Source organism: Streptomyces sp. NPDC107454 (assembly GCF_055582885.1).
Genome location: NZ_JBVJPA010000018.1, coordinates 148,201 through 167,275 on the forward strand (window position 1 = coordinate 148,201; position 19,075 = coordinate 167,275).

At 69.5% G+C, this 19,075-nt stretch carries 18 protein-coding genes and 1 pseudogene; 7 read left to right on the plus strand and 12 right to left on the minus strand.

What is annotated here, in order from left to right; translation table 11 throughout:
* Nucleotides 1-113 precede the first annotated feature (113 nt).
* Nucleotides 114-755 (minus strand): DedA family protein, encoded by a 642-nt coding sequence (locus ACZ69M_RS39240; RefSeq protein WP_470057615.1) that lies wholly within the window; start codon nucleotides 753-755, stop codon nucleotides 114-116.
* On the minus strand, nucleotides 752-1,477 hold the full coding sequence (locus tag ACZ69M_RS39245) for a class I SAM-dependent methyltransferase (protein WP_470057617.1): 726 nt from the start codon (nucleotides 1,475-1,477) through the stop codon (nucleotides 752-754). The genes ACZ69M_RS39240 and ACZ69M_RS39245 overlap by 4 nt, the downstream gene beginning before the upstream one ends.
* Nucleotides 1,478-1,609: 132 nt before the next feature.
* Here ACZ69M_RS39245 and ACZ69M_RS39250 point away from each other — a divergent pair, with 132 nt between their 5' ends.
* Complete coding sequence (locus tag ACZ69M_RS39250; protein ID WP_470057619.1) at nucleotides 1,610-2,758, plus strand: sensor histidine kinase; 1,149 nt, start codon at nucleotides 1,610-1,612, stop codon at nucleotides 2,756-2,758.
* Nucleotides 2,755-3,405 (plus strand): response regulator, encoded by a 651-nt coding sequence (locus ACZ69M_RS39255; RefSeq protein WP_470057621.1) that lies wholly within the window; start codon nucleotides 2,755-2,757, stop codon nucleotides 3,403-3,405. Before ACZ69M_RS39250 ends, ACZ69M_RS39255 begins: the two co-directional genes overlap by 4 nt.
* Before the next feature lie 798 nt (nucleotides 3,406-4,203).
* On the opposite strand, the gene ACZ69M_RS39260 is transcribed toward ACZ69M_RS39255, so the two are convergent.
* Nucleotides 4,204-5,697 (minus strand): MFS transporter, encoded by a 1,494-nt coding sequence (locus ACZ69M_RS39260; RefSeq protein ID WP_470057622.1) that lies wholly within the window; start codon nucleotides 5,695-5,697, stop codon nucleotides 4,204-4,206.
* Between the two features lie 97 nt (nucleotides 5,698-5,794).
* Here ACZ69M_RS39260 and ACZ69M_RS39265 point away from each other — a divergent pair, with 97 nt between their 5' ends.
* Nucleotides 5,795-6,334, plus strand: coding sequence for a winged helix-turn-helix transcriptional regulator (locus tag ACZ69M_RS39265; protein WP_470057624.1), 540 nt, complete (start codon nucleotides 5,795-5,797; stop codon nucleotides 6,332-6,334).
* A gap of 175 nt (nucleotides 6,335-6,509) precedes the next feature.
* Here ACZ69M_RS39265 and ACZ69M_RS39270 read toward each other — a convergent pair.
* Nucleotides 6,510-6,602: pseudogene (locus ACZ69M_RS39270) on the minus strand (zinc-binding dehydrogenase); the annotation flags it as partial.
* Between the two features lie 625 nt (nucleotides 6,603-7,227).
* Between ACZ69M_RS39270 and rox the strand changes: the two are divergent.
* Both rox and ACZ69M_RS39280 read left to right on the plus strand, forming a co-directional pair.
* Nucleotides 7,228-8,772: a rifampin monooxygenase gene (gene rox / locus ACZ69M_RS39275; protein WP_470057626.1), complete on the plus strand. Its 1,545-nt coding sequence runs from the start codon at nucleotides 7,228-7,230 to the stop codon at nucleotides 8,770-8,772.
* Nucleotides 8,773-9,065: 293 nt separating this feature from the next.
* Complete coding sequence (locus ACZ69M_RS39280; RefSeq protein ID WP_470057717.1) at nucleotides 9,066-9,221, plus strand: Z1 domain-containing protein; 156 nt, start codon at nucleotides 9,066-9,068, stop codon at nucleotides 9,219-9,221.
* Between the two features lie 261 nt (nucleotides 9,222-9,482).
* Here the strand turns inward: ACZ69M_RS39280 and ACZ69M_RS39285 are convergent, their stop codons facing one another.
* The 3 genes from ACZ69M_RS39285 to ACZ69M_RS39295 form a co-directional block, all read right to left on the minus strand.
* Nucleotides 9,483-10,418, minus strand: coding sequence for a UTP--glucose-1-phosphate uridylyltransferase (locus ACZ69M_RS39285; protein ID WP_470057628.1), 936 nt, complete (start codon nucleotides 10,416-10,418; stop codon nucleotides 9,483-9,485).
* Nucleotides 10,419-10,532: 114 nt separating this feature from the next.
* Nucleotides 10,533-10,856: a hypothetical protein gene (locus ACZ69M_RS39290; RefSeq protein ID WP_470057629.1), complete on the minus strand. Its 324-nt coding sequence runs from the start codon at nucleotides 10,854-10,856 to the stop codon at nucleotides 10,533-10,535.
* 5 nt (nucleotides 10,857-10,861) lie between these two features.
* Nucleotides 10,862-11,254: a class I SAM-dependent methyltransferase gene (locus ACZ69M_RS39295; protein ID WP_470057631.1), complete on the minus strand. Its 393-nt coding sequence runs from the start codon at nucleotides 11,252-11,254 to the stop codon at nucleotides 10,862-10,864.
* A gap of 39 nt (nucleotides 11,255-11,293) precedes the next feature.
* Between ACZ69M_RS39295 and ACZ69M_RS39300 the strand changes: the two genes are divergently transcribed.
* Entirely contained in the window at nucleotides 11,294-11,590 is a 297-nt protein-coding gene (locus tag ACZ69M_RS39300; RefSeq protein WP_470057632.1) for a hypothetical protein, read from the plus strand.
* Between the two features lie 13 nt (nucleotides 11,591-11,603).
* Here ACZ69M_RS39300 and ACZ69M_RS39305 read toward each other — a convergent pair whose 3' ends face one another.
* The 5 genes from ACZ69M_RS39305 to ACZ69M_RS39325 all read right to left on the minus strand — a co-directional run bounded on the left by ACZ69M_RS39305 (nucleotide 11,604) and on the right by ACZ69M_RS39325 (nucleotide 18,164).
* Nucleotides 11,604-12,695, minus strand: a complete 1,092-nt coding sequence (locus ACZ69M_RS39305) for an integrase core domain-containing protein (RefSeq protein ID WP_470057634.1) — start codon at nucleotides 12,693-12,695, stop codon at nucleotides 11,604-11,606.
* A 983-nt stretch (nucleotides 12,696-13,678) separates the two neighbouring features.
* Nucleotides 13,679-14,062: a fic family toxin-antitoxin system, toxin component gene (locus ACZ69M_RS39310; RefSeq protein ID WP_470057635.1), complete on the minus strand. Its 384-nt coding sequence runs from the start codon at nucleotides 14,060-14,062 to the stop codon at nucleotides 13,679-13,681.
* Nucleotides 14,059-14,337, minus strand: a complete 279-nt coding sequence (locus ACZ69M_RS39315; RefSeq protein WP_470057637.1) for a hypothetical protein — start codon at nucleotides 14,335-14,337, stop codon at nucleotides 14,059-14,061. Before ACZ69M_RS39315 ends, ACZ69M_RS39310 begins: the two co-directional genes overlap by 4 nt.
* A gap of 164 nt (nucleotides 14,338-14,501) precedes the next feature.
* Nucleotides 14,502-14,681, minus strand: coding sequence for a DUF3761 domain-containing protein (locus ACZ69M_RS39320; protein WP_470057639.1), 180 nt, complete (start codon nucleotides 14,679-14,681; stop codon nucleotides 14,502-14,504).
* Nucleotides 14,682-15,320: 639 nt separating this feature from the next.
* On the minus strand, nucleotides 15,321-18,164 hold the full coding sequence (locus ACZ69M_RS39325; protein ID WP_470057641.1) for a tetratricopeptide repeat protein: 2,844 nt from the start codon (nucleotides 18,162-18,164) through the stop codon (nucleotides 15,321-15,323).
* A gap of 130 nt (nucleotides 18,165-18,294) precedes the next feature.
* Here ACZ69M_RS39325 and ACZ69M_RS39330 point away from each other — a divergent pair, with 130 nt between their 5' ends.
* Nucleotides 18,295-18,945, plus strand: a complete 651-nt coding sequence (locus tag ACZ69M_RS39330) for a hypothetical protein (RefSeq protein ID WP_470057642.1) — start codon at nucleotides 18,295-18,297, stop codon at nucleotides 18,943-18,945.
* Nucleotides 18,946-19,075: the final 130 nt, after the last annotated feature.

The window sequence follows — 19,075 nt, forward strand, 5'->3', positions numbered from 1 at the left end:
GGAGCGCGTCGGTACCCGACCGGTCAAGACGCGCTCCGCACGCGGGCCTGCACCGTGCCGGACCGCCCTGGGGTCGGCTCCCATCGGCGAAGGGCAAGACCGGCCGACTGGAGTCAAGGGGTGCGATGACGGCACTCATGCCGGTCAGCGGCAGCGTGTTGTGCGTTGTGCGTAGAACGACGCAGGAGCGCCACTCCAACGGCCGTCAGGGCGGCCACGGCTACGGCGGGACCGCCCAGAGTGAGGATCCGCTGGAGCGATGTCGCGGCCGCGTACCCGACGCCGGCCTCGGCTGTGGCCCACAGGCAGGCGGCCGTGACGCTGTACGGAGCGATGCGGCGGTACGGCAGTCGGGTGGCGCCTGCGAAGTGGGGGGCGAGCGTGCGGACCACGGGCAGGAACCGCACCAGGAAGACGGCCCGGCCGCCGTGGCGGGTCATGAGTGTCTCGGCCCGGTGCCAGGCGGCGCCGGGGATACGACGGCCCACGCGGCCGGTGCGCAGGTGATCACCGAGGAGCCTGCCCGTGCGGTGGGCGAGGAAGTCGCCCACCACCACGGCGCCGGCCGCGGCGGCGATGACGAGGGGAAGGCTGATGTGGCCGGTGCGGGCCAGGGCGCCCGCGGTCAGGAGCAGGGTGAGCGTGGGGACGAACGCGCCGACCAGGAGGAGCGACTCGGCCAGGACGGCCAGGGCCACCACCGTGTAAGCGGAGGCAGGGGGGAGGTGGTCGAGGATGTCGGACAGGATGTTCATCGCCTTGCTCCGTCCGTTGTCGGCTGCGACTCGTGGGGGACCGCGTGGGGCCGTTGCAGGTGCCAGACGTGGGCCGGGGGCAGGTTCGCCCAGACGGTCCAGCGGCCGGTGGCGTAGCTGCGCTGGTAGGCGGCCATCACCTCGTCCACCTCGGCGTGGCGGCTCGCTTCGGCTCGTGATGCCGTCAGGGCACGGGCTTTGCGCGTGCCGACGTAGGCGAAGTAGGTCAGGGTGCCGCCGGGGTGCAGTAGCTCCAGGTAGCGGGCCATGATGCGCTCGACCTGTGCGGGGGCGAAGTTGGTCAGCGGCAGCCCGGAGACGATCACGTCGTAGCGTTCGTCGGTGCCGAGGTCCTCGACGTATGCCTGGTGCACGTTCACCTGCGTCGGCCGACTGGCCGGACTCGGGTGTGTGCCGACGAGGTGACGGAGCTGCGCGGTGAAGCGTGGGTTGGCCTCGACGATGTCCAGGCGGCTGCCCCTCGGCAGTTGGGGTATCAGGGTGCGGGTGACCGCGCCGGTGCCGGCGCCGGCTTCCAGGACGGAAAGGGGTTGGGGTGCCTGGACCCGCACCGGTTCGGTCAGGGCGCGGGCCAGGGCCCTGCCGCTGGGGGCGATGGCACCGGTGGTGCGCAGATCGCGGGCCGCTTCGATCAGGAACATCCAGCCCTCGGCATGGCGCTGCGCCAGGACACGGTCGTGTGAGGTGGTCCAGTCGTTCATGGTTTCGACGCTAGAAACCGATGCCCGGCATTGGATCCGTCGTTGTGCGACGCTTTCCCCCTACGAAAGTAGGGGGCGTTCAGAGAAGATCGTCGGAGGGAACGGCACAACCGTCCTCCTAGGATTGGCGGGGTGAGCAAAAGAGAGGGCCGGAGGTGGGCTGCCTACGGACGGGTGGGCTTGGTGGCGTTGTGCGTGCCGGCCGCCGCGCTGAACGCGGCGTCGCTCAGCGATCACCGCTACTTGATCCCCGTGACCGTTGTAACCCTGCTGTGCGGAGCGGCTCTGCTCGTGCCCCGGCTGCGGTGGCCGGCGGCGCCGCTGCTGATCACCGCGGCCACCGCGTGGTGGGGATCGCCGCTGCTGCCGCTGTTGGTGATCGCCCTGTTCGACCTGGCGGTGAATCGCCGGGCGCGGGTGGCGGTGGGATGCGCCGTGGCCGCGCTGGGCGCCAACCTGCTCAGCTACCCGGCCACCTCACTCTGGACGGGGCAGAGTTACGCCTCCACTCTGCTCCTGCCGCTCCTGGCTGTCGTTGTCGGTCTGTGGCTGGGCAGTCGGCGACGCCTGCTTGAGGTCCTGGCCGCCGACGTCGAGCACCTGCGCGTCGAGTCGACGCTGCGTGAAGAGGCGGCCCGCGCCGCGGAACGCTCCCGTATCTCCGCGGAGATGCACGACGTGCTGGCTCACCGGCTGAGCCTGATCGCCCTGCACACCGGTGTCCTGGCGACCAGGGGCGACACGCTGCCCGCACCGGTCGCCGAACGTCTCCGTCTGCTGCGCACCACGTCCGTCGAAGCCCTGGCCGACCTGCGTGACGTGCTCGGTGCCCTGCGCGGCCCCGACGCCGGGGAGACGGGTTCCGCACTCACGCCGGTTATGAGGGACGTACAGGAACTCGTCGACGAGGCCCGTTCTGCCGGGCAGCACATTGAACTGACCGCGGACGGCCCTGCGGAGCAGGCTCCCACCACCCACCGACTGGCGGTGTACCGGATCGTCCAGGAAGCACTGACCAACGCCCGCAAGCACGCAGACGGGGCCGAAGTGACCGTACGCATCGACTACCGGCCGCCGGCCACGCTGGTCGAGGTCACCAACTCCCCTGGAGCACCCCGCACAGACACCGTCGGCTCCGGCTACGGGCTCGTCGGTCTGCGCGAACGCGTCACCGCCCTCGGCGGTCATCTCACCGCCGGACCCGCCGGGGCCGGCGCCTGGCGGCTGGCCGCCCGCATTCCCCACCCCACCGGCGACGGAAAGAACGGCACCCGCACATGATTCGCACCTTGATCGTCGATGACGACGCTCTGGTCCGCCTCGGTCTGGCCGACCTCCTCGACGGCGACGAAGACATCGAGGTGGTCGCCCAGGCCGCCGACGGCCTCCAGGCCATCGAGCAGGCCACCGCCCACCACATCGACGTCGCCCTCGTCGACGTACGCATGCCCCGCATGGACGGCATCACCGCCACCACCCGGCTGCGGGCCCTTCCCCACCCGCCGAAGGTGATCACCCTGACCACCTTCGACCTCGACGAGTACGTCTACAACGCCCTCGCCGCCGGAGCCGACGGGTTCCTGCTCAAGGACACCGACCCGGCCGAGATCCTGCGCGCCGTCCACCTCGTGGCCGCCGGCTCGGCGATGCTCCACCCCACCGCGGCCCGTCGCCTCATCGACCGCTACCACGCGACCAACCAGCCCCAAACCGCCACAGCGCAGGCCCGATTGGACCGGCTCACCCCCCGCGAGCGCGATGTGCTCGCCCTCCTCGCGCGTGGCGACACCAACGCCGACATCGCCACCCGCCTCGCCATGCGCGAGAGCACCGTCAAGGCCCACGTCAGCCGCATCCTGACCGCGCTGGACGTCACCAACCGCGTCCAAGCGGCCCTCATGGCTCGCGACGCAGGACTCACCACCTGACCGGAGCAGCACCGGCCACGGCGCCACTGTCCACACGGGCCATGGCGACTTGATGCGCCATCAGGCTCGCGCGGCCTCGTCGGCGGGTGGCCTCATCGATGGGGTCGACGGAATCTCCTGTGTCCCGGGAACAAAATGCCCAGGCCGGAGCCGTTTGCCTGGCCTCGTTCGGCGATGACCGCACGGGCCGTCCTACGCTGCCACAGCAGCCGACGGTACTGGTCGTGGTCGTGGTCGTAGCCACGGTCCGCAAGGAGCGTGTCGGGTCGGCGTCTGCGCCGGCCGACGACATCGCTCACGCCAGGGACCTTGCCGAGCAGAGACGGGAGTTGAGTGATGTCGCCCCGCACATGAAGTCGGGGGCCGACCAGTCCCGGTTCGGTTCCGCCCGCCGGAGATGCCGTCGACGGGCGGAGCCGGACCGAGCGAGCTGGTCTCCCGGGTTACCCACGTGTGAGATCAAGGACTGAGCCGTACAGAGGCGTTCCGCACGACACCCCGGGGCGCTCGACGGGTGGGAGCAGGCGCTCCACACGGCGCGAGCGCCGGGCTGATCCGCTTCATCGGCCGGCTGACGGCGTTCAGTTGTCGGCCTGGCCGCGGGTCTCTCCGGGCAGCCCGTGACCACCGCAATCGGCTTGGCGGCGGTCGGCGCGCCCCTCTCCACGGCGAGTCGGCGACCTCGCCGATTCCCGGCACCCGAGGAAACCCCACGGAATCCCTCATGCCGCCCGCAGACCGTGGCTGCACCGCACAGAGACGGGTACAGCGTTGGTCGCCCCTCGGCGTAGAGCTCGGTCAGTGGCCGCTGGTCCCGTCGGGAGTGCCGTATGCCGGATCGTGGCCGGTTGCCCCGGCGTCTCGGCGGCGGCTCGGTGTCCAGAGGACGGCGCCGGCGGCCAGGCCGAGAGCGGCGAAGAGCCACCAGACGCGGTGGAAGGAGTCGACGGCGGTGGCCGCCGTAGGCGTGCCGAGGACGGCCACGAAGAGGCTGATACCGAGGACCGCGCCGAGTTGACGGAGGCTCGCGTTGATCGCCGAGCCGAGCGCGAACCGCCCCGGCGGCAGCGTCTGGACGGCCGCTCCGGACTGGACGGGCAGGGTGAGCCCGATGCCGAGTCCGATGAGCAGCGCCGCGGGCAGCCAGTGAGTGCTCCAGTGGGGGGTGGCGCCGACGAGGGTCGCGTTGAGGGCGAGGCCGGCCGTCCAGAAGACCGCGCCCAGGGTGAGTACACGGCGTGCCCCGTAGGTGTGGGAGAGGCGGCTGGCGGAGCCGGCTGTGGCGGTCACCACCAGCGGGGTCGGTGCGGTGGCGAGCGCGGCGCGCAGCACCGAGTAGTGCCACACCGTCTGCAGGAAGATGATGTTGCTCAGCAGCATGCCGAAGAAGGCGGCCGCGAACACCAGCGTCGCGGCGTTCACGAGCCGGAACTGGCGGACGTGGAAGAGGGCGAAGTCCATCACGGGCCGCGCGGCGGAGCGGTTGCGCAGCACGAAGACGGGGAGCAGCAGCGCGGCGAGCACGAAGGCACCGATCACGCGTGGGTCGGTCCATCCCCAGTTCGGTCCCTCGATGATGCCCAGACTCAGCGCCGCGGGCATCGCGGCGACCAGCAGTACGCCGAGGGGGTCGGGCAGGCCGTCGGCGTGCGGGTCGCGGGCTTCGCGCAGCAGGCGCAGGCCGAAGGCGGCGATCAGCGCGCAGATCGGCAGGTTGACCAGGAAGATCCAGCGCCAGGAGGCGTACTGGGTCAACAGCGCGCCCAGGGTGGGGCCGAGGGCGGCCGCCGCCGCGCTCATGGAGCCCCAGGTGCCGATCGCGACCGCTCGCCGGGCGGCCGGAAACTCCGGGAGGATCAGGGCCAGTGATGTGGGAGTGACCAGGGCGGCGAACACCGCTTGCAGGGCCCGCCCCGCGATGAGCGTCCCGGCGTTCGGTGCCAGGCCGCACAGGGCGCTCGTCACCGCGAAGCCGATGATGCCGGTGAGGAAGACTCGCTTGCGCCCGTAACGGTCGGCGAGCCGCCCGGCCGGGATGAGAACCGCGGCGAACACCAGGCTGTAGGCGTTGAGCACCCACGCCAGATGGCCGGCCGTGTCATGGAAACTGCGGCTGATGGTCTCGAACGCGACGTTGACGATCGTGGTGTCGAGGAACACCACGAACGCGCCGAGGCTGCTCAGGGTCAGTACCCGCAGCGCGTGCCGTCGGGCCGCGGCGTCCTGGGCCGGCTCGCCCGCCGTCGGTGACTCCGCAGGCGCAGCTGTGGAGCCCCCGTCGGATACAGCCATGGATTCCTCGCAAGTGAGTTGTGATTTCCTACTGACGTGCCGGGACGCTAGCGTGAGTGAGTCGTGAAACGCAACCAACCAGGGGTAACGTGGGATCATGGACGTACAACCCCAGCAGGACAGGGAGCAGCCGGTGGGTGGGACCGGGACCGGGGCCGTCGCAAGGCCCCTGACCTCGGCGATGGCGGGCATGCCCGTAGGCGTGCGCCCCTGCTCGATGGCTGCCGCACTGCAGATCGTCGGTGAGCGGTGGTCGCTGCTCGCGCTGCGGGAACTGGCTTACGGCGTGCACCGTTTCGCGAAGATCGTCGGCTACACAGGCGCGCCGCGCGACATCCTCGCCGACCGGCTGCGCAAGCTCGAAGCGGCAGGTGTGATCGAGCGGCGGCAGTACAGCGAGCACCCCCCGCGCCACGAATACCACCTGACCCAGGCGGGGAAGGAGCTCTTCCCGGTCATGATCGGATTCCTGCAATGGGGCGACAAGTGGGCAGTCGACGCGCCTGCGGTCGCCTTCGGGCACGAGTGCGGTCATCCGCTGCGGGTGGACTCCGGGTGCCGGCACTGTGCTGGAGAGATCACTCCGGAGTCCCTCTCCTTGCTGCTGCGCGATGCGGGCGGGTCCGACGGCGCATGACGCGCATCGGGGAAGCTGCCGGCACTCCGCCCGGCTTGTGGTCCATGCGTGCCGAAGCCGACGCTCCGGAATGGAGAAGACGTGGATGCCAGGGCGCGGTCAGGACTGTCCTTGTGCTGCGAGGCGTCCGGATGTGAACCGGTGGACCACCGTCGCCATCCGGGCCGGTTGGGTCCTACGGTGTGACCAGGACCTTCAGCGCCTCGCGCTGGTCCATCGCCCGGTAGCCCTCGGGCACTTCCTCCTGGGAGACGGTGCGGTCGAAGACGCGACAACGACCTCGGTCTCCCGGCAGGTGACGGCCTCCGTCGCACGCGGGAGTTGCCCCGAGAGGAGTTGGCCACGCTCGCCATTATCAGCATCGACTCCTGCGCGTGCCTGGAGCGCGGCACGGAGACCCGGCCCGTCCGTGCTTGACCGGGCGGACGGCACCGACCACTTCCTCGCTGAACTGCCGGTCATCCGGGCCGCCCACCCCGTCGTCCTGCACCTGGGCCCCGCCGCGTACCGCACGCTCGCAGCCCGCGTCCCCACCCTCGCCGAAGCTACAACCGAGGCCGAACCGGAGGAGATCCGTCACTCGGGGCAGCCAAGAGCAGACCGTCGACAGCGACAGCGACAGCGACAGCGACCGTGGCCGGCCAGGCCGCCACGCCGGATTCGCCCGGCAACCGCACGGGCCCGCTTGGAGTCGTGATCACGTGGCTGGGAAATGATTGGACGGGGTGATGCACGGGCTTGTAGCTTGCAGTGGACCGCGACACCGCCCGAGGAGGTGAGACCCATGAACGCTGTATCGACGTGGGTGCTCCCCCTTCCCGTCACGGCCGGCGATTGACGTAGGTGTCGCCGGGAGCGCCTCGACAACAAGGCCCTCCCGAAAGGCAACACCTATGCGCTCTCTGCGATTCACCTCCGAGTCGTCGTCGAACGATACGGTCGAACGCCACTTCACCGTGGGCGACGTCCCCCGACTCCAGTCGTCGGCCCCCGGCGGCGATCGCGCGCCCCTCATGTTCGACGTGATCATTGCCGGGTGCGGGCCGACCGGCGCGATGCTGGCCGCCGAGCTGCGGCTGCACGATGTGCGGGTACTCGTTCTGGAGAAGGAAACCGAGCCCGTGTCGTTCGCCCGCATAGTCGGTCTGCACATTCGTAGTATCGAGCTGATGGCAATGCGCGGTCTGCTGGATCGCATTCTCGAACACGGAAGGAAGCGTCCGGCCGGCGGATTCTTCGCCGCCATCACCAAACCCGCGCCCGAGAACCTGGATTCCGCGCACGCCTATCTGCTGGGCATCCCACAGCCGGCCATCGTTCGCCTTCTCGAAGAACGTGCGATGCAACTGGGTGCGCAGGTCCGGCGCGGCTGTGCGGTGGCCGATTTCGAGCAGGACGACGAGGGTGTGACCGTCGAGCTGGCCGACGGCGAACAGCTGCGTTCGCGCTATCTCGTCGGCTGTGACGGCGGGCGCAGTACGGTGCGCAAACTGCTCGGCGTCGGCTTCCCCGGCGAGCCCTCGCAGACCGAGACGCTGATGGGCGAGATGGAAGTGAGTGTGCCACAGGAGGAGATCGCCGCCAAGGTGACCGAAATCAACGAGACCAACAAGATTTTCAGTCTCAGGCCCTTCGGCGAAGGGGTCTATCGCGTCGTAGTCCCCGTCGCGGGAGTCAGCGATCGCGCGGAACCGCTCACCCTCGAGGATTTCAGACAACAGCTGCGCACCATCGCCGGAACCGATTTCGGCGTGCACTCCCCGCGCTGGTTGTCCCGCTTCGGGGACGCCACCCGGCTGGCCGAACGTTATCGGGTCGGGCGGGTGCTGCTGGCAGGCGATGCGGCACACATCCATCCACCCACCGGGGGACAGGGCCTCAACCTGGGCGTTCAGGACGCATTCAACCTCGGCTGGAAACTGGCCGGACAGATCCGCGGCTGGGCGCCGGAAACACTGCTGGACACCTACCAGGCTGAGCGTCATCCGGTCGCCGCGGACGTGCTGGACAACACCCGTGCCCAGATGGAACTGCTGTCCACCGAACCGGGCCCGCAGGCCGTGCGCAGGCTGCTCACCGAACTGATGGACTTCGACGAGGTGAACCGCTATCTGATCGAGAAGATCACCGCGATCGGCATCCGCTACGACTTCGGCGAAGGCCCCGACCTGCTCGGCCGCCGCCTGCGCGACATCGACGTGAAACAGGGCCACCTCTACGGTCTGCTGCATCGCGGCCGCGGACTGCTGCTGGACCGCACCGAACGCCTGACCGTCAGCGGCTGGTCAGACCGGGTCGATCACCTCGCGGATCCCGCTGCGGGACTGGATGTTCCGTGTGTCCTGCTACGCCCCGACGGCCACGTCGCCTGGATCGGCGACGATCAGCAGGACCTGGACGACCACCTCTCCCGTTGGTTCGGCAAGCCCGCCGACTGATTTCGCCTCAGTAACCGAAATGGCCCGTGAGGAGGATCGAACGGCCAGTAGCGACTGACCATGGGAAAGCTGGAGGCAGCCGTGGTGCTCTGGCGCCAGGGTCGGCCCTGCTAGGAGGTTTATCCTCCAAGTGACGACCGGAAGACGGCGAAAGAGCTTCGCGGAGCTCGCCCCCTACGTGGCCCTGTCTGCCTGCGGATCGCCGCCCCCGCCGACGCTTTGAACCCCCTCATCTCCGTCCGGGGCGACCGGGTCGCTGGTGGGCCGGCTTCGACCGGGACGCCATCTGGAAGATCGTCGTGCGCGGGGGCCGAGCACCCCGCTCCCTGGTCATCAACGGTCTCACCGTCAGCTTCTACGGCTATCGCGCGGACCACGCCGAGACCTTGGCGCAGATGGGCCGCTGGGCGGGATTCTGCAGGGGGTACCAGGCCAGCTCGGGGTGGTAGTAGCGGTGGGCGAGGAGCTGTTCGAGCGTGTCCTCGGGCGTGGCGAGGACGGTGGGCTTGGCGCGGGTGAGGCCCAGGTCCTGCAGGTAGCAGTAGGCGCAGCCCTTGGGGCAGCCCTGGACGGGGTTGACGGCCAGCCAGGTGTCGTGCCGGTCGATGACGGGTTCGTAGGCAGGTTTTCGTAGACAGGTTGGGGTGCCACGGGCGCTCCCTCGGGGCCGACCGCTCGCCGTGGCCGGGCGGCCCGAGGGGAGCGGCGGATCAGGTCGTGGTGGTGCTCTGGGTGCCGGATGCGGGGTCCTGGCCGTCGCCGAGCTCGCGGGCGAGGCGGCGCAGGACGGGCCCGTACTCCGGGTGGGTCAGGGCGGAGGCGAACTGGGCGACGAGGTAGTCGGCCGGGTTGCCGGTGTCGTACCAGCGGCCCTGGATGACCTGGCCGTACACCGCGCGGCCGGCGGCGTAGGCGTTGATGGCGTCGGTCAGGTAGACCTCGCCTTCGCGGTGGTCGTACCAGCGCTTGGTCTGCTCGCGCAGTTCGTCAATGATGCCGGGGGTGATGACGTAGCCGCCGATGGCCGCGTACGAGGAGGGTGCATCGGCCGGTTTGGGTTTTTCGACCAGTCCGGTGATGCGCAGCAGCCCGTCGTCCAGGTCCTCCTTGACCACGGGTACGCCGTAGCGCTGGGAGTCGGCGGGGTCCATCGGCATCAGGGCCAGTACCGGGCAGTTGGTCGCCTCGTACGCGCGGATCAGCTGCTGGGCGCGGGGCACGTCGGCCACGAACACGTCGTCGGGCCAGAGCACCAGCATGGGCTCGTCACCGAAGTTCCTGGCGGCGTTGAGCACGGGGGTGCCGTTGCCGTACGGGCCGTGCTGGTCGAGGTAGGTGATGTGGCCCTTGCTGGCCAGCTCTGCTACCTCATCCACGGCGTCCGCGTAGGCGGTCTTGCCGTCGGCGCGCAGCTGCTCGACCAGGGCGGGGTTGGGCCGGAAGTGCTCCTGGATCAGCGCCTTGCCGCCGGAGACGACGATGGTGATGTCCGTGATGCCGGATGCCACGAGTTCGCGCACGGTGTGTTCGATCACCGGCTTGTCGCCGACTGGCAGCATTTCCTTCGGCGTGGCCTTGGTCAGGGGCAGGAGGCGGGAGCCGAGTCCGGCGGCGGGGATCACAGCCCTGCGGATCGTCGGGGGCATCAGGTCTCTCTCGGTCGAGCGGCACACCGGGCCGGCTGGCACGGCATCCCCTGACGCTACCAACGCTCCGGGCCGCCTCCGGACGGCAGCCGTTCATCGGCTCTTCTGCAGGGTTCACCGGCACAGGAAGGAGCCGGTGAACTTCGGCACCGCGAAGTAGCCGGTGGTGGCGATTGCCGCGGTGACCTGGGCGCGGACGCGATCGCGCAGTTCGCGGAAGAAGCCGTCGTCCAGGAACTCGTCGGGCTCGGAGGAGGCGCAGCAGTGGTTGTGGCCGACCTCGTAGAAGCGCATGAAGGGGTCGGGTTCGGTGAAGCGCAGCTGGTCCTGCCAGGAGACGACCTGCACGTGCTCGAAGTGGGCCCGCAGCTGGGGGGCGTTGTCCAACGAGAGCCGCCCCTTGGGGGTGGCCTTGAACAGGTCCTCAGGGGCGTTCATGTCCCTCAAGGCGGTGAAGTGCAGCTGGTACATCTCCAGGATCTGTCGGTGCGGTCGGTGGTGAGCTGGAAGATGCCGCCGGGGCGCATCACGCGGCGGACCCCGGCGAAGCAGTGGTCCAGGTCCGGCACGTAGTGGATCATGTAGTTGGCCATGACGCGGTCGAACGTGTCGTCGCCGAGGCTGGACAGGTCGTCGGCGCTGCTCTCGATCCATGTGCACGGGGTGGCGGTGCCGTGCAGCCGCTGCCGGGCGGCGTCCAGGACGGCCGGGGCGATGTCGAGTCCGGTGATCGAGCCGTCGGTGAGGTGAGGGCGCAGGCCTTCCAGGATGAAGCCGTTGCCGCATCCGAGGTCGAGCAGATCCTCGGTGCCGGTGAGGGCGAGGTTGCCAAGCATGTGCTCAAGCATCGGCGTCGGGTTGGTCCGGAATGTGTTGTGGACCCACTGCCTGACGATGAGCATGCGGCTCTCGTCGAAGAAGCGGTCCCGGCGGTCCCGGCGGAGAACTCGAAGTGCTCCCCGGGGATGATGGTCTTCGCGAGGGCGTTCAGGGCAGGGGCCTCCCACCTCGGCCACGACCACGTCTACACCCTCAGCGCCCGGAGCACCCTCGCCTATTGGTGGGGCCGGGCAGGGGGTGTGGCCGGGACCGTCACCGCGTACGCCGAGCTGCTGGACGACTGTCTGCGGGTCCTGGGCCCCAACCACCCCGACACTGCGGGGGCCGAATAATCATCCGGCCTGGTCAAGCGGTATGTCGGTACTCGCGGAGGGTTCCACCGAGTCGGTCTCGTCGGCGGACCTCCAGGTCCCCGAGCTGTGGTGGGCCGTTGACCGGTTGGGGGAGTGGGCGGAGTGGTGCGGCTTGCTTGAGGGTCCGGTGTGGTCGGTGCTCGTTGTCATGGGTCTCGAACTCACGTAGTGCGTAGAGGAGGTGGCTCTGGTTCCAGATCAAGGTACGGTCCAGGAGCTCGCGTCGGCAGGTCTGTATCCAGCGCTCCATGAGGGAGTTCATCCGGGGCATCTGGATGCCTGTGGTGATGACCTTCAGGCAGGCGTCGGCCACCAGGGCGTCGAAGGCGGTTGTGAACTTCGAGTCGCGGTCGCGGATCAGGAATCTGGCTTTGCTGCCGGCGTCCTCGAGGTCGATGAGGAGGTTACGCCCGAGCTGCACGATCCACTGCGCGGTCGGGTGGGCGGTGGCGCCCAGAACCCGGATGCGCCTTGTCGTGTGCTCGATGACGGCGAAGACGTACAGCCGCGCCCCGGCCAGGGGGCGGACCTCGAAGAGATCGCAGGCGAGCAGTGCGTCGGCCTGGCTACGCAGAAAGTCCGCCCAGGTCGTGCTCTGCCGTTCGGGCGCGGGCGGAATGCCGTGCTCCTTGAGGATCTCCCAGACGGTGGAGGCGGCGACCTGGATGCCCAGCGCCGCAGGCTCACCGTGGATCCGGCGGTATCCCCACGAGCTGTTCTCCCGGGCCAGGCGCAGCACCAGGGCGCGAATCGAGCGGACGGTCGGCGGGCGCCCGCGACGCTTCGGCGCGCAGGTCGCAGCATGGCTCCGCGTGAGCAGGTCGCGGTGCCAGCGCAAGATCGTCTCCGGGCGGACCAGCAGCAGGAGATGCCGCAGCTTCTCCCTCGGCGGGCGGCGGAGCAGGTCGGCCAGGATCTCCCGGTCGGTGTCGGTGAACGTCGGCTTGCCGGCCTGGCGTTGCTGGACCAGCAACTGGTGCCGCAGGGCGAGGATCTCGATGTCCTTGTCCCGGTCGCTCATCGGCAGCAGACGTAGCAAGGCGAAGGCGTTGGTGGCGGCGAGGTAGGCCATGCGCAGCAGCACGAGAGATCATGATGCCGTCCGCATTGGTCCGCGGGAAGACAATCAAAGGTCGGCGTGCGCGGCTCGCCGCTAGGCAATCAAGGCTGGGAGCTGGGCGGATGAATTATCGGCACCCGCAGTGTCGGGCGTCGGTGCCCGCAAGGCGGGCGGCCGTGTCCCGCGCAGCTTCTTTCGCGCGCATCAGACCGTTCACGGTGGTGTGGTCGGCGCGGGCGGACTTCTCCATGGCTCGCGCGGTCGCGGCTACGGCGTTTCGCGATGGCGGACCGAACCGTGCGAAGTCGAGGTACCCGGCGGGCGTGTCGAAGTGGGCTGCGCATGACGTGAGCACAGGGGCTCGTCCTTCCGGGACGGTGCGCATCGAGCAGCGCGGGTGGGGCGGTGTGATGGCGTGTGCGCCAGGTGAGAACTGCCACGTGTTGGATGGCACGGCATCCCACCGTCCATCCTGCGGGCGTGTCCCCACCCGCTCGCACAGTACGTGGCGCCGCACCGCGAGGACTGCGCCGGGGTACCGGCCCCGCACCAGAACGTCTCCCGGGCGTGGGCTCGCCGGAACAGGTCTGCCTGCTCGGCCTGCATCGGCAGCAGGGCGGCCATCTCCGACTCCGCGCTGCCCGTCACCGCGGTCTGCACCAGGCGCTGGTCTCGGGGCACGCCACCTCCCGCATAGTCGTCCTGGTCCTCCGGCGCCCGCCACCGGGAGCGGTTCGAAAGAGAGCGTTCGTCCCGCTTCCCCTCCGCACCGATGGCGGCGGGGGCGCCGGCGCAAGCTGGTGTACGCCGACGAGAGAGTGCCGGGTCCGGGTGAGGGCGCAGCAAGGTTCCCGCACCCGCTTCTCATGACTGCGCTTTGACGACCGGCAGTGAGGGGGTGATTACCCTCCTCACTGCATGCGTGCTAGGCGAGCAGTCCGGTCCTGAGGGGGATGCGGGCTGGGCGCCGGGGGCCACGGCGACTCCCCGGTACTGGACCGTCGGGATCAGGCGACGGTCCAGTCGCGCAGCTGGCGGGCGATCCGGGCGACGCCCAGCGCTCCGGAGGCCGCGTCGCGCACGAGCGCAACGGCCGCCTTGGGCGGGTAGGCCAGTTCGCGCGCGTTGAGGATCAAATAGGCCTCGGTCGCGTGCCAGGCGAAGGCTTCGTTGGAGTGCTCCAGGCACGGCAGTTTCGCCAGGGTCTGCAGAAGGGCTGCGGCTTTGAGGTGCAGTGATCCGTAGACGTCGTGCTCCATCGCCCTGGCATTGACGCGGGCGGCAGCGGCGTAGAGCGGCCCGTAGTCGTCGACCTGCGGATCGCGGTCGAGCAGCTCGGCGGCGTGCAGCAGAAAGGTGACGTCGAGCGGGAGGGGTTCCGGCTGGGTCACGCGGCGTGGCCTCGCTCCTGGTGCTCGAGTTCCCGTCGCGCCTCCTGTTCGGCTGCCTGATGTTCGGTGCTGGGGTCCAGGCTGCTGGGCTCGGCCGCGAAAGCCGCGCTGCTACGGGCCATGGATGTCTTGAAGCCTTCCAAGAAGCGCTGCTCCACGGCGGTCGCACGGTCGTAGGCCGCCGAGAGGATGTACTCCTGCATGCTGACCCCCGCTTGTTTCGCGGCTGCCGCGATAGCGGCCCGCTGGGCAGGGTCAGGAAAGCGCAGACTCATCGCTTTAGGATCCGACATGGTATCTACGGTATCAGTGATACCGTCTGTGCGTCTCGAGGAGCACCACAATCGTCGCGGCCATCCCCGGGAACCCTGTAGCCACCTGCCGCCGAGCATGAAGCCCCCGCCCTGGGCGCGGCCGGGGGCTTCATGCGGACTGGGATCTACCGGTACCAGTACTTGACGCCCCGGTGGTGCGAGCAGATGCCGCAGGCGTGGGCGCTGTAGGACCAGGTGCCGTCCTTGCACGTCGCCGCTGCTGCATCGGTCGCCACCGCGACCGGGACGACGAGCGCGGCCGCCAGTACGGCTGCCGCGACTGCGCTGCGGAATGTGGTCAGCATCAGAGCTTTCCCCTCCTGTGGATTCGGAGAGGCGATCACGGACCTGGGTGTCGGGAAGAGGCGGCCGGCCGGGTGAGCGGTCGCCTGGCTGTGACGGTCGTGTCCGCACGTTCGAGTCGTGCGTACACACGCGCGACCCACACGGATGGCGATCAGGCGCTGTGCTCGGGCTTCGGCGTCCGGGACATGAGCGCGGCGGCCGCGTCCGGGACGCTGGTCGTGCCGTCGATCACCGCGGCGACGACCTCGGTTCGAAGACCAGGCTCCAGTGCTTGCGCACGAGCCGCCGCTCACGTCTGATGCCGGTGACCGCGACGGCTTGGTGGATGCGGCCTTGGGACTGGTGGGCTCGCATGTTGTGGTGTCGCGTATTCACGAGCCGCTGGACGCACCGGACACGGTAAGTAAGTGATCGCTTGGGCATCGTGGCGCATCGCCGCAGCCACCCTGGGACGACATGCGGCGCCCCGACGCCGGCGTGGAGGACCTGCTGGACGCCGCGCTCACACGTGTCTCCGCTCACGTTAAGGTTCCACGCGCGCTGCCCTTGTTGTGAAGCTCCGCCGATGCCCCAGACGATCCAGCGGCGTGTAGCTGGCGTATGGGGCTGGCGACCATGTTCCTCGACGCAGCCGGTGCTCAGCCTGGTTCCCGGTGTGTGGGAGATCTCCAGGGAGCGAGGGCACGCAGGATGGGGGTCAGGAGTTTCCGCGTCCAGGTGATCCGCTTGATGTCTGCGCCTTCGAGTGGGTCGTCGAGTGCCGTGGCGACGCGAGCCAGTATCCGGGAGCCGCCGGTCAGCAGCCCGAGGCTGGGGCGCAGGGCCAGGACGGAGGCCGCCTGCCGCGTCACGCCGGGCCACTGCACTTGGTGGGTGAGGAGTGCTCCGAGTCTGATCGCGGCCGTGACGGCGGCACGGTTCGCAGGCAGGTGCTGCCGCAGCAGTTCCACCAGAGGCCGGGCGATCTCGCTCTCCGCGTCGGCGATGCCGAACTGGATGGTGAAGGCCCGGGCGAAGTCGTCAACGGCGTCTTCGTACCGCCCGGCGTACAGACGGACCGCGCCGCGGCCGCCGAAAGGCCACGGCCACAGCTGAGCGTCAGAAAGGGCCCGGTCGAAGTCCCGTTCCGCTTCCGCGAGCCGCCCCGCCTCCCACAACAGCCATCCGCGCATCGCGAAGGAGAGCGTGTACCCGTCATCGACGGAGATCGCGCGATCGAGGTCGGCCAGGGCTTCGGTCTCGCGGCCGAGTCCGTGCAGGGCCCAGGCCCGGAGTGTGTGGGGCCAGGCACGGTCCCGTGGCCCGTGTTCGTACGGGGCGGCCAGGGCCCGGTCCACCTCCCGGAGTGCCTCTGCGTGCCGGCCGAGGTCAAGAAGCAGGCCCGCGAAGTAGGCACGGTGCCAGTGCGAATCGGAGTCCAGGTCGGCCGCCCGCGCCATGTCGTGGAGCGCTTCGTCCCACCGCTCCAGGCCGCTCAGGCACCGGGACCGCTCTGCGTGGGCCCAGGTGTACTCGGGGTCGATGGCGAGCGCCCGATCCAGATCTGCTAAAGCGTCCTCGTAGCGTCCCTCGATGCGGTAAACCTCGGCGCGGCTGGCGCGTGCCCACTCCTGCTCGGGCTCGAGTTCGAGGGCATGGTCGAAGTCGGCGAGCGCCGCGGCGAGGTGCCCGGCCGACAGGTTGATGTGCCCCCGCACCACGTGCGTCCAGGCATCGGGCCGGACGCGGATCGCCTCGTCCATGTCAGCGAGTGCGTCCGCTGCGTTTCCCATCTCCTCATGGGTGAAGGCGCGCTCCACCAGGGCGTCGTCGTGCCGCGGCTCCAGGGCCAAGGCCGCGGTCAGGTCGGCGAGCGCTGCCTCGTTCCGCTCGGCACGCCGATGCAGTCGCCCGCGCACGACTCGGGCGTGCAGCTGCCCCGCGGTGTCCATGCCGGAGTGGGCGAGCAACGCGTCGAGAATTGCCAGGACGGCTGCAGTGTCATCCCGGGAGGCGCCGGTCAGTCGTCCTCCCCAGGCCTGCAGGCCGTCGTCCGCGGTGTCCGTCCCGGCCTGGGCGAGCAGTTGTGTCCAGCGCCGGGCCGTAGCGCTCCCGTGCTCGCAGGCGTGAACGGTCTCGCTGAGCGCGTCCGGTAGTGCGCGGCGCGGGTCGGCGCACAGGCGGTGGTACGTCTCGTTGTACCGGTGTTCGCGCCAGGCCGCGTCGCCCCAGCGTTCCGCGCTCGGCAGGCTCTCCTCCCGCTTCGTCCGCCAGGTACGGAAGGTCTCCGCGAGCAGCTCGTGCGCGGCGCGCCAGCGGGTCGGGGACTGCAGGCGCTGCAATCGCAGCATGGGAGCGCGTACGACGTCGTGGTAGCGGCAGCGCCCGGCCTGGTCGGTGACGAAGGCGAGCCGACGCACCCACCCGTACTGCTCGGCGGCCTCCGGCGGGGCGACGGCACGGTAGACGTCCTCGTCGAACTGAAGAGGAAGGGCCAGGGCCAGGGCGGCTGCCCGCCGCGCCGGGTCCGTCTCCCATTTCAGGAACCGTTCCACCGCCGTCCCCGAGGGGTCGCGCACGGTACGGTCGGAGTCGGGCCGGGCCTGCGCCAGCGTGTGCACCAATACGGGGAGTCGGCCGGACAGGCGCAGTACGACCTCGACGATCCGCTCGTTGGTGACGCCCCGCAGCGCCAGCAGCGAGCGCGCCTCCTCCTCGGTGAACACCTCCAGCGGCACCTCCGTGATCAGGTCGAGCCAGTCGCTCCAGCTCTGGTTGGCCAGTCGGCCCTGTCCGGACACCACGATCTGGACATTCGCCGGCAGGGCGCCGTGGATGTCGCCGAACGCTATGTCGCGCAGCCACTCATCCAGCACCGGGCCGGTCCGCTCGTACACGTCGAAGAACAACACCATCCGTGGCCGCCGCCGCGCCGCCTCCGCCAGGTCCTCCAGGAACACCGGGGTCAGGGCGCGCACCGGGTCCATGACGAGCCGTACGTCGTCGTGGGATCGCAGCCGTGCGCCCAGCGCGGCCCGCAGCCGCTCCGCGCCCTGGACGACTTGTTGTGGATCGACGGCGCCGGCGAACGCCCCGACGACCGGGACCATCCCAAGGCCGACCAAACCCACCTGCGCGGCGACCGATGCCGGGAGTGAGCCCGCGGGCGGCTGCGCGGCGCCGACGCCCTCCGCGGCCGTTTGAGGGTCCCGACCCGACTGCGCCTCGTGTTCGCGCTGGCGGAACGTCGCCAGCAGCTTGTCGAAGCGACGCAGCTCCAGGCCCTGAAGGCCGAGCCGGGCGCCAGTCTCCGCCATCGCCTCCGGGGCGCTGTGCACACCGTCGTCGAGATACACCGTGGCCGCGCCCTGTTCACGGGCGACCGCCTCCCACTGCCGCAACAGCGAGGTCTTGCCCACGCCGGCGTTGCCCCGGACATGGAAGAAGAACTGGTAGTCGTCGCCTAACGGATCCCGGGCGAGGTTCTCCCGGAACGCGCTCATCTCGCCGCGTCGGCCAACGAAACCGCTCCGGCGGCGGCGCCGGATCAACTCCTGCCGTGACGGCCGCTGTTCTGGCATCCCGTACCCCCGGCCGCCAGTATGGCAAGGGTGCCCCGCGGTTGGGGCGCGGGTGACGATGCCTCAGTGGTTAGTGCTTCTTCCTGCCCTCAATTCGTCGGCGATCCACCTCGCCCACTCCTCGATCCGTTCGAAGTCCCGGAAGTCACCGATCTTTCCGTTTCCCGAGGCGCTGACGGCCGCCCCGGCTCCTGCTGCCTCGTACGGCAACGAAGGCACCGCTCCCGCCGACGACGCGGGCGTGTCGGTGCTGCCGGTACGGCGGTTGCACCGGAGCAGGGAACATCGCCGGGGTTTCTGCTGTACACCTGGCGGTGTGAAGCTAACTGACCTCGGCCTGTTGATGGCGCGCCGTGAGGACGGTGGCCTCAGCTTTGATCGTTTCCGCGTTGATCCTTCGCTGGCCTCGCTTGAGTGGCCAGATGACGTCCTCGAACAGTTCCTCTTCGATCACGGTGACAACGGCGCTTTCATGCGAGATTACGGAAGCGTCGACCTTAATGAGGTCGCATGGCAGCTTGAGACGATCCCGACCGAAGTTTTCAGCGAGATGCCGACCGGAGCGTCCGATGTCGGCTGTATCGAGTACTTCGCCAAGAACCACTGGTTCCTGGCGAAAGCGGCGATGTGCGGCATGGTGTTTGGGATCCCGTCTCTGGGTCGTGGCGATATCGTCTGGACGGGCTGCACGGGGGCGCAATAGGGCTTCCGTGTCACGGAAGAGTGCTTGGAAAATCCCTGGTGAGAGCGCTGATACGAGGCGTTGTGCTGCTGCCCGCCGGCCATGGAGACAGCGGCCATGCCGTCTGCCCGCGGTGACGGGTGTGTTCATC

What these genes read in the sequence shown, in the direction of transcription:
- ACZ69M_RS39240 (WP_470057615.1), bottom strand. Translation starts at nt 755, where the DNA reads ATGAACATCCTGTCCGACATCCTCGACCACCTCCCCCCTGCCTCCGCT.
- ACZ69M_RS39245 (WP_470057617.1), bottom strand. Translation starts at nt 1,477, where the DNA reads ATGAACGACTGGACCACCTCACACGACCGTGTCCTGGCGCAGCGCCAT.
- ACZ69M_RS39255 (WP_470057621.1), top strand. Translation starts at nt 2,755, where the DNA reads ATGATTCGCACCTTGATCGTCGATGACGACGCTCTGGTCCGCCTCGGT.
- ACZ69M_RS39260 (WP_470057622.1), bottom strand. Translation starts at nt 5,697, where the DNA reads ATGGCTGTATCCGACGGGGGCTCCACAGCTGCGCCTGCGGAGTCACCG.
- ACZ69M_RS39265 (WP_470057624.1), top strand. Translation starts at nt 5,795, where the DNA reads ATGGACGTACAACCCCAGCAGGACAGGGAGCAGCCGGTGGGTGGGACC.
- rox (WP_470057626.1), top strand. Translation starts at nt 7,228, where the DNA reads ATGCGCTCTCTGCGATTCACCTCCGAGTCGTCGTCGAACGATACGGTC.
- ACZ69M_RS39285 (WP_470057628.1), bottom strand. Translation starts at nt 10,418, where the DNA reads ATGCCCCCGACGATCCGCAGGGCTGTGATCCCCGCCGCCGGACTCGGC.
- ACZ69M_RS39290 (WP_470057629.1), bottom strand. Translation starts at nt 10,856, where the DNA reads ATGAACGCCCCTGAGGACCTGTTCAAGGCCACCCCCAAGGGGCGGCTC.
- ACZ69M_RS39295 (WP_470057631.1), bottom strand. Translation starts at nt 11,254, where the DNA reads ATGCTTGGCAACCTCGCCCTCACCGGCACCGAGGATCTGCTCGACCTC.
- ACZ69M_RS39315 (WP_470057637.1), bottom strand. Translation starts at nt 14,337, where the DNA reads ATGAGTCTGCGCTTTCCTGACCCTGCCCAGCGGGCCGCTATCGCGGCA.
- ACZ69M_RS39320 (WP_470057639.1), bottom strand. Translation starts at nt 14,681, where the DNA reads ATGCTGACCACATTCCGCAGCGCAGTCGCGGCAGCCGTACTGGCGGCC.
- ACZ69M_RS39325 (WP_470057641.1), bottom strand. Translation starts at nt 18,164, where the DNA reads ATGAGCGCGTTCCGGGAGAACCTCGCCCGGGATCCGTTAGGCGACGAC.